Source organism: Xanthomonas axonopodis, assembly GCF_001304695.1.
In the GTDB taxonomy this organism is placed as follows: domain Bacteria; phylum Pseudomonadota; class Gammaproteobacteria; order Xanthomonadales; family Xanthomonadaceae; genus Xanthomonas; species Xanthomonas axonopodis.
In genome coordinates, this window is record NZ_JFAQ01000239.1 from 1 (window position 1) to 13,850 (window position 13,850).

Here is a 13,850-nt window from a genome sequence, read left to right on the forward strand (position 1 = left end):
CAGGACGGGGGGACGTCGAAGGCTCGCAACGCTATCTGGTGCGCACGGTGAACCAGTTCGTGGATCTGGACGAGATCCGCAACATGCTGGTGACCACGCAGAGTAGCAGCGGCAGCGCGGCCGAAGCGGCGATGCAGCAGATGTATGCCATTGCGGCGTCCACCGGTTCGCAGGCGGCGCTGGCGGCAGCTGCCGAGGTGCAGAGCACCTCGTCTTCGTCTAGCCGCATCGCCGGGGGCATGCCAGTGCGGCTGAAGGATGTGGCGCAGGTGCGCCAGGGCTACAAGGAGCGCGAGGCGATCATCCGCCTGGGTGGCAAGGAAGCGGTGGAGCTGGCGATCTACAAGGAAGGCGACGCCAACACGGTGTCCACGGCGGCGGCGCTGCGCAAGCGCCTGGAGCAACTCAAGGCGACCGTACCGGGCGATGTGGAAATCACCACCATCGAGGACCAATCGCACTTCATCGAGCATGCGATCAGCGATGTCAAAAAAGATGCGGTGATTGGCGGCGTGCTGGCGATCCTGATCATCTTCCTGTTCCTGCGCGATGGCTGGAGCATGTTCGTGATCAGCCTGTCGTTGCCGGTGTCGATTATCACCACGTTCTTCTTCATGGGCCAGCTGGGGCTGAGCCTCAACGTGATGTCGCTGGGCGGGCTGGCGCTGGCCACCGGCCTGGTGGTGGACGATTCGATCGTGGTACTGGAAAGCATTGCCAAGGCGCGCGAACTCGGCCTGAGCGTGCTGGATGCGGCCATCGCCGGCACTCGTGAAGTGAGCATGGCGGTGATGGCGTCCACCTTGACCACCATTGCGGTGTTCCTGCCGTTGGTATTCGTCGCAGGCATCGCCGGGCAGTTGTTCCGCGACCAGGCATTGACGGTGGCGATCGCGATCGTGATCTCGCTGGTGGTGTCGATGACGCTGATCCCGATGCTGAGCTCGCTCAAGGGGGCCCCGCCGATGGCGTTCCCGGACGAGCCGAGCCACCCGCAATGGCAGCCCGAGCAGCGCTGGCTCAAGCCGGTGGCGGCAGGCCGGCGTGGTGCATGTGCGAGCTTGCGCTATGGTTTCTTCGGTGCGGCATGGGCTGTGGTGAAGGTGTGGCGCGGGCTGAGCCGCGTGGTGGGGCCGGTGATGCGCAAGGCCAGCGACCTGGCGATGGCGCCGTATGCTCGTGCCGAGCGTGGCTATCTTGGGATGTTGCCGGCGGCGCTGCGGCGTCCCTGGCTGGTGCTGGAACTGGCCGCGGCGGCGTTCATCGCGACGGTGTTTCTGGTGCCGATGCTGGGCGCGGATCTGATTCCGCAACTGGCCCAGGATCGCTTCGAAATGACCGTCAAGCTGCCTTCCGGCACGCCGCTGGCGCAGACCGATGCAGTGGTGCGCGAGTTGCAGGTGGCGCACGACAAGGACCCGGGCATCGCCTCGCTGTATGGCGTCAGCGGCAGCGGCACGCGGCTGGATGCCAACCCCACCGAAAGCGGCGAAAACATCGGCAAGCTCACCGTGGTGATGGCCGGCAGCGATAGCCCGGCGGTGGAAGCGGCGGCCACCGGGCGGTTGCGCAGCAGCATGGTCGGGCACCCGGGGGCGCAGGTGGATTTCGCGCGGCCGGCGTTGTTCAGTTTTTCGACGCCGCTGGAAGTGGAACTGCGCGGCCAGGATCTGGGCGAGCTGGAACGCGCCGGGCAGAAGTTGGCGGCGATGCTGCGCGCCAACGGCCACTACGCCGACGTCAAATCGACGGTGGAAGAGGGCTTTCCGGAGATCCAGATCCGGTTCGATCAGGAGCGCGCCGGTGCCTTGGGGCTGACCACGTGCCAGATCGCCGATGTCATCGTCAAGAAGGTGCGCGGCGATGTGGCCACCCGCTACAGCTTCCGCGATCGCAAGATCGATGTGCTGGTGCGTGCGCAGCAGAGCGATCGCGCCAGCGTGGATGCAATTCGTCAGCTGATCGTCAATCCGGGCAGCAATCGTCCCGTGCGTCTTGCCGCGGTGGCCGAGGTGCTTGCGACGACTGGTCCGAGCGAGATCCACCGCGCCGATAGACACGGGTGGCGATTGTGTCGGCCAGCCTCAAGCACATCGACCTAGGCGCTGCGGTGCGCGAAGTGGCGACGATGGTGCGTAAGGAACCGCTCGCTGCGGGCGTGAGCATGCATATCGGCGGGCAGGGCGAGGAGTTGGCGCAATCGGTGAAGTCGCTGCTGTTCGCATTTGGGCTGGCGATCTTCCTGGTCTATCTGGTGATGGCCTCGCAGTTCGAATCGCTGCTGCATCCATTCGTCATTCTGTTCACCATTCCACTGGCAATGGTGGGTGCGGTGCTGGCATTGCTGATGACCGGCAAGCCGGTGTCGGTGGTGGTGTTCATCGGCCTGATCCTGCTGGTGGGTCTGGTGACCAAGAACGCGATCATCCTCATCGACAAGGTCAACCAGCTGCGCGAAGACGGCGTGCCCAAGCGCGAGGCATTGATCCAAGGCGCGCGTTCACGCCTGCGGCCGATCATCATGACCACCTTGTGCCCCCTGTTCGGTTTCCTGCCGCTGGCGGTGGCGATGGGCGAGGGCGCTGAAGTGCGCGCGCCGATGGCCATTACCGTGATCGGTGGGTTGCTGGATTCGACCTTGCTGGCCTTGCTGGTGATACCGGTGGTGTACGACCTGCTGGATCGCCGCGCCGATGCCTACTACCTGGAGCGTGGCCGGCGCATGGCCGGGCAACGCACGCAGGCGGCGGGCAACGCCGACGGGCTGGAGGCGCTATGAGCGTTGCCGTCTTCAGCATCCGTCGCCCGGTCACCACCATCATGTGCTTCGTGTCGCTGGTGGTGGTGGGCTTGATCGCGGCGTTCCGGTTGCCCTTGGAGGCGCTGCCGGATATTTCCGCGCCATTCTTGTTCGTGCAATTGCCCTACACCGGCTCTACCCCGGACGAGGTGGAACGCAACCTGGTGCGGCCCGCAGAAGAAGCGCTGGCAACGATGACCGGCATCAAGCGCATGCGCTCGACCGCCACCGCCGACGGCGCGAACATCTTCATCGAATTCTCCGATTGGGACCGCGATATCGCCATCGCCGCATCCGATGCGCGCGAGCGGCTGGATGCGGTGCGCGACGATTTCCCGGAGGATCTGCAGCGCTTCCACGTCTTCAAATGGTCCAGCAGCGACGAGCCGGTGCTCAAGGTGCGCCTGGCCAGCCAGACCGATCTGACCGGCGCGTACGACATGCTCGACCGCGAGTTCAAGCGGCGCATCGAGCGCATCCCCGGCGTGGCCAAGGTGGAAATTTCCGGTGCGCCGCCGAACGAGGTCGAGATCGCGATCGCGCCGGATCGGCTCACCGCGCACGACCTCAGCCTCAACGACCTGAGCCTCAATGACCTGAGCGAGCGCTTGGGCAAGCTCAATTTCTCGGTGTCTGCAGGCCAGATCGACGACAACGGCCAGCGCATCCGGGTGCAGCCAATCGGTGAACTGCGCGACCTGCAGGAATTGCGCGAGTTGGTACTCAATGCCAAAGGCGTGCGGCTGGGCGACATTGCCGAGGTGCGGCTCAAGCCGACCCGCATGAATTATGGGCGGCGCCTGGATGGGCGCCCGGCCATCGGCCTGGATGTCTACAAGGAGCGCAGCGCCAATCTGGTGGAGGTGTCGAAGGCGGCGTTGAAAGAGGTCGAAGACATCCGCGCCCAGCCGGCGCTGCGCGATGTGCAGGTCAAGGTGATCGACAACCAGGGCAAAGCGGTGACCTCGTCTTTGGCCGAACTGGCCGAAGCCGGCGCGGTGGGTCTGCTGTTGTCGATCACGGTGTTGTTCTTCTTCCTGCGGCATTGGCCATCGACGCTGATGGTGACCTTGGCGATCCCGATCTGTTTCGCCATCACCCTGGGCTTCATGTATTTCGTCGGCGTCACGCTCAACATCCTGACCATGATGGGCTTGCTGCTGGCAGTGGGCATGCTGGTGGACAACGCCGTGGTGGTGGTGGAAAGCATCTACCAGGAACGCGAGCGCATGCCCGATCAACCGCAGCTTGCCGCGCTGCTGGGAACACGCGGCGTGGCCATTGCGCTCAGCGCCGGCACCTTGTGCCATTGCATCGTGTTCGTGCCGAATTTGTTTGGCGAAACCAACAACATCAGCATTTTCATGGCGCAGATTGCCATCACCATCTCGGTATCGTTGCTGGCGTCGTGGCTGGTGGCAATCAGCTTGATTCCGATGTTGTCGGCTCGCATGAAAACGCCGCCGATGGTGACCTCCGAGCACGGCGTGATCGCGCGGCTGCAGCGCCGCTACGCCAAGGTACTGGCATGGACGTTGGCGCATCGCGGCTGGAGTGTGGCCGGCATCATCCTGGTCAGCGCGATTAGCCTGGTACCCATGAAGTTGACCAAGGTCGACATGTTCGGTGGCGACGGCGGCAACGAGGCCTTCATCCAATACCAGTGGAAAGGCTCGTACACGCGCGAGCAGCTGGGCGAAGAGATCGGCCGTGTCGAACACTATCTGGAAGCCAATCGCGCCAAGTACCACATCACACAAATCTATTCTTGGTTCAGCGAAGTGGAAGGCAGCAATACGGTGGTGACCTTCGATGCGAGCAAGGTCAAGGACCTGCCGCCGCTGCTGGAAAAAATCCGCAAAGAGCTGCCGCGCTCTGCGCGTGCCGATTACAGCATCGGTAACCAGGGCGATGGCGGCAATGGCAACCAGGGCGTGCAAGTGCAGTTGGTCGGCGATTCCACCGACGCACTGAAAGCGCTGGCCGATGATGTGATTCCACTGTTGGCGCAGCGCAAGGAGCTGCGCGACGTGCATGTGGATACGGGCAACCGCACCAGCGAGCTGGCGATTCGCGTCGACCGCGAGCGTGCAGCTGCGTTCGGTTTCAGTGCCGAGCAAGTGGCCAGCTTCGTCGGATTGGCCTTGCGCGGCACACCGCTGCGCGAGTTCCGCCGCGGCGACAACGAGGTACCGGTGTGGGTGCGGTTTGCCGGCGCCGAGCAGAGCAAGCCGGAAGATCTGGCCAGCTTCACCGTGCGCACCAAGGATGGCCGCAGCGTGCCGTTGCTGAGTCTGGTGGAGGTGCAAATCCGTCCGGCCGCCACCCACAGATCGGGCGCACCAATCGGCAGACCACGTTGAACATCAAGGCCAATCTCGCCGAAAAGGTCACGACGCCCGAGGCGCGCGCGGCGATGGAAGCGCCGCTCAAAGCGATGAGTTTTCCCGCCGGCTACAGCTACACCTTCGACGGCGGCGATTACCAGAACGACGGCGAGGCAATGAACCAGATGGTGTTCAATCTGGTGATCGCCTTGGTGATGATCTACGTCGTGATGGCCGCGGTGTTCGAATCGCTGCTGTTCCCGGCGGCGATCATGAGCGGGGTGCTGTTCTCTATCTTCGGGGTGTTCTGGCTGTTCTGGATCACCGGTACCTCGTTCGGCATCATGTCCTTCATCGGTATCCTGGTGCTGATGGGCGTGGTGGTGAACAACGGCATCGTGATGATCGAGCACATCAACAATCTGCGCCGCCGCGGCACGGGGCGGACACAGGCCTTGGTGGAAGGCTCACGCGAGCGCTTGCGGCCCACCATGATGACGATGGGCACCGCGATCCTGGCAATGGTGCCGATCTCGCTGACCAGCACCACGATGTTCAGCGACGGCCCGCCGTACTTCCCGATGGCGCGCGCCATCGCCGGCGGCCTGGCGTTTTCGACGATGGTGAGCCTGCTGTTCCTGCCGACGATCTACGCGATTCTCGACGACATGAGCAGTGGCGCAGCGGCACTGGTACGCCGCGCGCGTGGTGTGCCGAAGGTAGGACCGACAGGCGCCGCGTTGGAGTCGTAAAAGCAGCAGTGCTCCCGTGTCTCACGACACAATGCGCTTCAAGCCCCTCTCCCCTCGGGAGAGGGGTTGGGGTGAGGGTACGGTGTCTACGGCTGGTACAAGGACCGAAGCACCTGCCTGTTAGTCGCTGGCTTCGGAGAGTGATGGCAGCGCGACCGGGGATCGGCTCCGTCGCGGCACATCCCTGTGTCGCTCTCCACCAATCCCCGGCCACGCTGCTACCTCGGTGTGTCGTTGCCAGGGCTTCAAGCAGCGCGGGTCGCGTGTTCAAGGATGCTTCGAAAGACCTTCCTTAGCCGACGATCACACTGGGTGATCGCCGCCATGCGTGCGTATTGGCTCTCCAGCGCCACCCTCTGCGAATCAGCGCATCTGGGTGACGTGCAGATTCAGAGCCATCCAACAATCACTCCGCTGGAGCTGGCGTCAGCACATCAACCCGCACGCACCTGCCGCACGATCGCCGCCGCCTTGGCCGAGCTTTCCTTGACCTTGTCCCATTGGCCCTGCGCCAGCCAATCCTTGGGGACCATCCACGAACCGCCGATGCACAGCACGTTCGGCTGCGCCAGGAACTCAACGGCGTTGGCCTCGCTGATGCCGCCGGTGGGGCACAGCTTGAGCTCGGACAGCGGGCCAGCCAGGCCCCTGAGCATCTGCAGACCGCCCACGGCGGTGGCCGGGAACAGCTTGCAGACGCGAAAGCCCAGGCCCATCAACGTCAGCAGCTCGGTCGGGGTGGCCGCGCCGGGAACCGCCGGGATCGGCGCATCCGCCAGCAGGCGCGCCAGCGGTGCCGGCGTGCCCGGGGTCACCAGAAAGTCTGCACCGGCATCCACCGACTGGCGCAGCTGCAATTCGCTCAGCACGGTGCCGGCACCGATCACGATGTTGGGCAGCTCGCGCTTGAGCATCGCCAGCGCGTCGATCGCCACCGGCGTGCGCAGGGTCAGCTCGATCGCGGGCAGGCCGCCTTCAAGCAACGCATCGGCGACGCGGCGCGCCTGATCCAGCGTGTCCACGGTGACCACGGGCAAAATGCCGGCATCGCGCAGCAACTGTTCGGCGGTGTTCTGGGTCTGGGCAATCGTCATTGCAACTCCGGGTGACGGCGACCGCCGGAGCGGTCGCAGAGAGGGAAGGGGATCAGGCGTCCTTGGACTCGTGCGGTGCCGCGGCGGCGGCCGCATCTGCACCGAGTTCGTACTCGGCGTCGTAGCTCTACAGCGCACCGTCCGGATGGGTCGGGCCGCAGGAAATCGAAATCGCGCCCTGGTCGGCAGGGCCGACGACCTGGCGGTTGATGGCGAAAAGATTGCGCCCCAGGTCATTGCCGGCAACGGACGTATTCGGCGCGATCTCACGCGATGCCCATTCTTCGGCCGAGACCAGCACTTCCAGCGTGCCGGCTTCGCCATCCAGGCGCACGATGTCGCCCTCGCGTACGCGGCCGATCGGGCCGCCGCGCGCCGCTTCGGGCGTCAGATGAATTGCGGCCGGGAACTTGCCCGAGGCACCGGACAGGCGACCGTCGGTGACCAATGCCACGCGCCGGCCCTGGTTCTGCAGCAGGCCCAGCAGCGGCGCCATCGAATGCAGCTCCGGCATGCCGTTCTCACGCGGGCCCTGATAGCGCAACACCACCACGAAGTCGTGCGGCAACACGCCGGCGGCGTGCAGTTTGTTGAGCACCTGCGGTGTATCGATCACCACGGCCGGTGCCTGGATGCTGCGGTGCTGCGGCTTGACGGCCGACAGCTTGATCAACGAGCGGCCAAGGTTGCCGCGCAGCAGGCGCAGCCCGCCTTGCGATTCGAAGGCATCGCCGACCGGGCGGGCCACGCTGTCATCGGCGGTGGTGGCGGTGCCCGGCACGTAGGTCACCTTGCCATCTTGCAGGCGGGGCTCATTGATGTAGGCACGCATGCCGCCTTCCACCACCGTGGGCAGATCGTCATGCATGTAGCCGGCGTCCATCAGCTCGCGGAACACGAAGGCCGTGCCGCCCGCGGCCTGGAAGCGATTCACGTCGGCTTCACCGTTCGGGTAGATGCGCGTCAGCAGCGGCACCGTCTGCGAGATCAGGTCCATGTCGTCCCAGGTCAGCACGATGCCGGCCGCACGCGCCACTGCGATCCAGTGGATGGTGTGGTTGGTCGAGCCACCGGTCGCCATCAGCGCGACCACGGCGTTGACGATGGCGCGCTCGTCGATCAGGCGACCGAACGGACGGAAATCCTCACCCAGCGCGGAGATCGCCAACGCACGTGCGGTGCCTTCGCGGGTCAACGCATCACGCAACGGCAGCTCCGGATTGACGAACGAGGCGCCGGGCAGCTGCACGCCCATCGCTTCGAGCAATACCTGGTTGGAGTTGGCCGTGCCGTAGAAGGTGCAGGTCCCGGGCGAGTGGTAGGACGAGGCTTCGGCTTCCAGCAGCTCGGCGCGCGTGGCTTCGCCAGCGGCGTAGCGTTCGCGCACTTCGGCCTTCTGCTTGTTCGGAATGCCCGGCGTCATCGGGCCGGCCGGCATGAAGATCGCCGGCAAATGGCCGAACGCCAGCGCACCGATCAGCAGGCCCGGGACGATCTTGTCGCAGACGCCCAGGTACACCACGCTGTCGAACATGTCGTGGCTCAGGCCGATGGCTGTCGCCTGGGCGATGTTGTCGCGCGAAAACAGCGACAGCTCCATGCCGGCGCGGCCCTGGGTCACGCCGTCGCACATCGCCGGCACGCCACCAGCCACTTGTGCGGTGGCACCGAGCGCGCGGGCCGTCTCGCGGATCAGCTGCGGGTAGTGCTCGAACGGCTGATGTGCCGACAACATGTCGTTATAGGCAGTGATGATGCCCAGGTTCGGCGTGGCCGCACCGCGCAGGCGCGATTTGTCGCCCGGCTCGGACGCAGCGAAGCCATGCGCGAGATTTCCGCAGCTCAACCGGCTACGGAACGGGCCCTCACGCAGGGCGGCATCGATGCCGGCCAGATACGCCGCGCGCGAGGGAGCGCTGCGCTTGCGGATACGGTCGGTGACGGCTTGGATATTTGGATGCAGGCTCATTGGCCACCGGCTATGAGAAACGGGGGGAAGAAAGCGTTTTTCTTAAATCCCCGCACATGGATGTGCGGGTTCTTGCGAAGGACTCGCATCGAGCACTCGCATTCAAGCACACCAATGCACCCGCAACCGCGGACCAGGCTGCTGCAGCGCCACGCGGATGGGATATTCGTTGACATCCCCGCCTGCAAGCGCGGCCTGCAGTACGTCCAGCTTCTGCTTGCCACGCAACAGCAGCAGGCGCGTCGGAATGCTGGCAAGCCCGGCGGGTGTCAGGGTGATGCGCAACGGCCATTGGTTCGAACCCGGGCAGCCGGTGGCATCCAGCGAGGCATACGGCTGCGGGCTGACGAGCGCCTTGGGCAGATCGGTAGCACCCGGGAACAACGAAGCGGTATGTCCGTCGCCACCCATGCCCAGCACTGCCAGGCAGGCAGGTGCGGCATGCGTGGCCTGCAGATTGGCGGTGTGCACGCATTCGGGCAGTTGCTTGCCAGGACGGACCAGCGGAATGAAGGTCGCGGCCGGTGCGTGGGTCAGGAAGCTGTGATTCACCAGCCAGGCATTGCTGTCCTGATCCTGCGGCGACAACCAGCGCTCATCGACTAGGCCCACTTCCACCCGCGACCAGTCCAGCGGTCGGTGGGCGAGGGACTCGTACACCGGCGCAGGCGTTGTACCGCCGGACAACAGCATGCGAGCCTGGCCGCGCCGGGAGATCTCCTGTTCCAGCAGGTCGGCCATGTCGCTGGCCACCGCCTCGGTCCACTCGGCCGGGTCGTCGTAGCGCACCAGGGTGATGCGCGGGTTGTCCTGCAGGTTCATCGCTGCTCCCCGGGGTGCTGACGTTGTGCATCCACCGCGTACGCGGCGGCGCCCAGCAGGCCGGCATGCGGGTGCATGACCGCCAGCGACGGCACCTTCGACATGATCGCGGAGAAACGGCCCTTGTGTTCGAAGCGCTGGCGAAAGCCGGAATGCTGCAGCGAATCCAGCACCTTGGGCACCAGCCCGCCGGTGAGGAACACGCCATCCCAGGCGCCCTGCATCAGCACCATGTCGCCGGCGATCGCGCCGAAGATGGCGCAGAACAGATCGATGGTGCGCGAGGAACGCGGTTCGCCCGCGGCCGCGCGTGCGGTGATGTCCTTGGGCTGCAGCGGGCCGGGATCGACGCCAGCGATCTCGCTGAGCGCACGATGGATGTTGACCAGGCCCGGGCCGCAGATCAGGCGCTCATTCGAAACCCGGCCGAACTGCTCGGACAGAATTTCCAGGATGCGGATTTCTTCCGGCGTGCCGGGCGGAAAGCTGACATGGCCGCCTTCGGTTTCCAGCGGAAAGCAGCGCCCGTTGCGGATGATCAGGCCACCCACGCCCAGGCCGGTGCCCGGGCCGATCACGCCATAGTTGCGCGCTTGATCGATCGGCGCCGGCCGCCAGCTGGCGCCGCCCACCTGAACCACGTCCTGTGGGCGCAGCAGGCTGATGGCCATTGCCTGAGCTGCAAAGTCGTTGATCAGATGCAAGGTACTGAAACCCAATATGGTGGCGGTGCGCGTGCGCGAGATCACCCAGGGATGGTTGGTGATGCGCGCCTCGTCGCCATCCACGCGGCCTGCCACGGCGAACACGCCCTGGGTGGCCTGCACGCCGATCTGGTCGAGGTAATAACGCGCGGCCTCGCCTAGCGAGGCGAACTCGACGACGGCGAATTCGCGCGAGGTGTCATCCAGCAACGGTACCGAGGCGTCGACATCGGCCAGCGCGAAGCGCGCATTGGTTCCGCCGATATCGGCAACCAGCACCGGCTTGGAAGGAGCGGTCATGCGTTGTTTTCCTGTGCGTCGGTGGCCGGGGGCAGGAAGTGGGTGGCCGATTTGGGACCCCAGCTGCCGGCCGGGTAGGGCTGTAGCGGCAGCGCGGCGTCTTTCCAGGCATCGCTGACGCTGTCGATCCACGACCACGCTGCCTTGACTTCGTCGTCGCGCACGAACAGCGCCGGGTTGCCGTTGAAGGCATCCACAAACAGGCGCTCGTAGGCGATGCGACGGTGCAGGCCGGTCGGCACCGACAGTTCCAGTTCCAGCGGCTGCAGTTCGATCGCGCCCCATTCCGGGCCAGCCAGGCTGCTCATCAGGCCGAGTTCGATGTTTTCCTGCGGCTGCAACTGGAAGGTCAGGCGGTTCGGCACCGCGTTCTGGCGGTCGGGGCGTTCGAACAGCCAGTGCGTCACCGGCTTGAGCGTCACCACAATGCGGGTGGAGCGCTCGGCCAGACGCTTGCCGGTGCACAGGTGGAACGGCACGCCGGCCCAGCGCCAGTTGTCGATATGCGCTGTCACCGCGACGAAGGTTTCCACGTCGCTGCCTTCCGGCGGGTGGTAGGCCTGCGCCGGCTGGCCGTTGATGCTGCCGGCGGTGTAGCGGCCGCGCACGCAGTCATGCGCAGCGTGCTCTGCGGTCATCGGGCGCAGGGCGCGCAGCACCTTGACCTTCTCATCGCGGATGCGGTCGGCTTCCAGCGAGGCCGGCGGCTCCATTGCCACCAGGCACAACAGCTGCAGGATATGGCTCTGCACCATGTCGCGCAGTGCGCCGGAGCGGGCGTAGTAGGCATCGCGCCCGTCGACGCCTTCGCTTTCGGCGACCAGGATCTGCACCGACTCGATGTAGGTCCGGTTCCACACCGCCTCCAGCAGCGTGTTGCCGAAGCGCAACGCGATTAGATTCTGCACCGCGGCCTTGCCCAGATAATGGTCCAGACGGAACACGCGGTCTTCGTCGATCAGCGCGCCGATCGACTGCAGGATGTCGCGGGCGCTGTCCGAGTCGTGGCCGATCGGCTTTTCCAGCATCAAGCGATGCGGTGCCGCCAGCGCGCCACCCAGCGCCAGGCCCTGGCAGGTGCTGATATACAGGCCCGGCGGGATCGCCAGATAGCTCACACATCGGCGGCTGGCCAGTTCGCGGACCGCGTTGGCAACCGAATCGGCATCGCGCAGATCCACCGAGCGATAGTCGACCCGCTGCAGCAACGTGTCGATCTGTTCGGCGGTCGCGATCGGCAGTGCTTCGGTCAGGCGCGGCCGCAGCACTTCGCGAAATGCATCGGTGTCGTGCGGCGACAGCGCCAGCGCACGGATGCGGAAGTCCTCCGGCAGCAGGCCGTCGATGAACAGACGCAGCAGGGAGGGAAACAGATAGCGCTGGGCAAGATCGCCGGTGGCGCCAAACAGGATCAGGGTGTTGTGCATGGACCGCGTTTCAGATTCTGGAGACATCGTTATCAGCAGCTTGTCGGAAAGGCGCCGGTCGTCCGGCGGTCGGTACGTCTGTTCCTGAGCGACACTCGCGTGCGCGCAGCGGGGGATGGACGCTGACACCCAATCCCGGATTGTTGCAGCAACTGGCGATCAGTGGTTAGCGCCATGGCGGCATAGCTGCACCTGCGTGACGGCATGCCATGCTTCGTGCGGCGAGCCGCACTGCAGGCGATGGCGTCGTCACTACATGGCGGCATGGTCCTCCGGAGATCAATGCTGCCATGTGAAAACGATTACATGTCAGAATAAACCAATGCATTCGTTTGCAGGTAATTCCTTGCAGGCGCATGCGGCGTCACCACCATTGGGAGGGCCGAGGGCGGGGCGCACAACTTACGTTGAGGCCGAACGATGGCGAAAGTGCAGTTGGAAGGTGTCCGCAAGGTCTACGACAATGGCCAGGTGGCGGTGCAGGGCGCGAGCTTCGAAGTCGCCGACGGCGAGCTGATGGTGCTGGTGGGGCCGTCCGGCTGCGGCAAATCGACTCTGTTGCGCATGATCGCCGGGCTTGAAGACATCAGTGCCGGCACGCTGAAGATCAGCGAGCGTGTTGTCAACGACGTGGCGCCGAAGGATCGCGACATCGCCATGGTGTTCCAGAGCTACGCGCTGTATCCGCACATGACCGTGGCCGAAAACCTGGCGTTCGGGCTCAAGCTGCGCGGGCATCCCAAGCAGGTCATCGCCGAGCGCGTCAACAACGCCGCAGAGCTGTTGGGCCTGACCCCGATGCTGGACAAGCTGCCCAAGGCGATGTCCGGCGGTCAGCGTCAGCGCGTGGCGCTGGGCCGGGCGATGGTGCGTGAATCCTCGGTGTTCCTGCTCGACGAACCGCTGTCCAATCTGGACGCCAAGTTGCGCCACAGCGTCCGCACCGAGATCGCGCAGCTGCACCGCAAGCTTGGCACCACCATGATTTATGTCACCCACGATCAGGTGGAAGCGATGACGCTCGGCCAGCGCATCGTGGTGCTCAAGGATGGCGTGATCCAGCAGATCGACAGCCCGATGGCGCTGTACGACCGCCCGGCCAATCTGTTCGTGGCCGGGTTCCTCGGCAGCCCGGCGATGAACGTGCTGCAGGGGCGTCTGGACGCGCAGGACGGCCTGGACCTGGTCATGGCCGATGGTTGGCGCGTGCCGCTGGGCGCGGCGCGGGTCGATGCCGCTTGGTTCGGCCAGGACGTGATCGTCGGCGTGCGCCCTGAGCACCTGCAGCCGTCCGACGATGCAGTGCTGGGCTTCGATGCGCGGATCGATGTGATCGAGCCGGTCGGCAACGAGATCTTCCTCAATCTCGACCGTGGCGGTCAGCCGCTGGTGATTCGCGTCCCGCCGCAGAGCTTGCCGGCGGTGGGCCAGCCGTTGCGCCTGGCATTGCGCAGCGAGGCCTTGCACTTCTTCGATCCAGCCACCGGGCAGCGGCTGGAGGTAGCTTAGGGCAACGCTGATCAAGCCCCGTTCCCGCGTTTCGCGGGAGGTTGGATGCACATAGACGATGGGGCGCGTAGATCGCTTTGCCCATTCAGGGCAATCCCGGTGATCGAGGCCTCTGTTGGGAGGCCTCTGTGCTTCATGTGGGCAAC

5 protein-coding genes and 3 pseudogenes are annotated in these 13,850 nt (G+C 65.1%); 3 read left to right on the forward strand and 5 right to left on the reverse strand.

Annotation, left to right across the window (positions count from 1 at the left end; genetic code table 11):
• Both XAXN_RS18375 and XAXN_RS18380 read left to right on the forward strand, forming a co-directional pair.
• Window positions 1-2,779, forward strand: a pseudogene (locus XAXN_RS18375) (efflux RND transporter permease subunit); the annotation flags it as partial.
• Window positions 2,776-5,879: pseudogene (locus tag XAXN_RS18380) on the forward strand (efflux RND transporter permease subunit). The pseudogenes XAXN_RS18375 and XAXN_RS18380, both read left to right, overlap by 4 nt.
• 434 nt (window positions 5,880-6,313) lie before the next feature.
• Here XAXN_RS18380 and XAXN_RS18385 read toward each other — a convergent pair.
• The 5 genes and pseudogenes from XAXN_RS18385 to zwf form a co-directional block, all read right to left on the reverse strand.
• Complete coding sequence (locus XAXN_RS18385) at window positions 6,314-6,973, reverse strand: bifunctional 4-hydroxy-2-oxoglutarate aldolase/2-dehydro-3-deoxy-phosphogluconate aldolase (protein WP_054320600.1); 660 nt, start codon at window positions 6,971-6,973, stop codon at window positions 6,314-6,316.
• Between the two features lie 52 nt (window positions 6,974-7,025).
• Window positions 7,026-8,942: pseudogene (gene edd / locus XAXN_RS18390) on the reverse strand (phosphogluconate dehydratase).
• A 102-nt stretch (window positions 8,943-9,044) separates the two neighbouring features.
• Window positions 9,045-9,764, reverse strand: coding sequence for a 6-phosphogluconolactonase (gene pgl / locus XAXN_RS18395; protein WP_054320602.1), 720 nt, complete (start codon window positions 9,762-9,764; stop codon window positions 9,045-9,047).
• Window positions 9,761-10,768, reverse strand: coding sequence for a glucokinase (gene glk, locus XAXN_RS18400; protein ID WP_054320603.1), 1,008 nt, complete (start codon window positions 10,766-10,768; stop codon window positions 9,761-9,763). The genes pgl and glk overlap by 4 nt, the downstream gene beginning before the upstream one ends.
• Window positions 10,765-12,195, reverse strand: coding sequence for a glucose-6-phosphate dehydrogenase (zwf, locus tag XAXN_RS18405; protein ID WP_054320604.1), 1,431 nt, complete (start codon window positions 12,193-12,195; stop codon window positions 10,765-10,767). Before zwf ends, glk begins: the two co-directional genes overlap by 4 nt.
• A 420-nt stretch (window positions 12,196-12,615) precedes the next feature.
• Between zwf and XAXN_RS18410 the strand changes: the two genes are divergently transcribed.
• Window positions 12,616-13,704 carry an ABC transporter ATP-binding protein gene (locus XAXN_RS18410; protein WP_054320605.1) on the forward strand — a complete coding sequence of 363 codons (1,089 nt, stop codon included), beginning with the start codon at window positions 12,616-12,618 and terminating at the stop codon, window positions 13,702-13,704.
• Window positions 13,705-13,850: the final 146 nt, after the last annotated feature.

Bases quoted from the DNA above. Each gene is read 5' to 3' on its own strand.
- pgl (WP_054320602.1), bottom strand. From the start codon at position 9,764: ATGAACCTGCAGGACAACCCGCGCATCACCCTGGTGCGCTACGACGAC.
- XAXN_RS18385 (WP_054320600.1), bottom strand. From the start codon at position 6,973: ATGACGATTGCCCAGACCCAGAACACCGCCGAACAGTTGCTGCGCGAT.
- zwf (WP_054320604.1), bottom strand. From the start codon at position 12,195: ATGCACAACACCCTGATCCTGTTTGGCGCCACCGGCGATCTTGCCCAG.
- glk (WP_054320603.1), bottom strand. From the start codon at position 10,768: ATGACCGCTCCTTCCAAGCCGGTGCTGGTTGCCGATATCGGCGGAACC.
- XAXN_RS18410 (WP_054320605.1), top strand. From the start codon at position 12,616: ATGGCGAAAGTGCAGTTGGAAGGTGTCCGCAAGGTCTACGACAATGGC.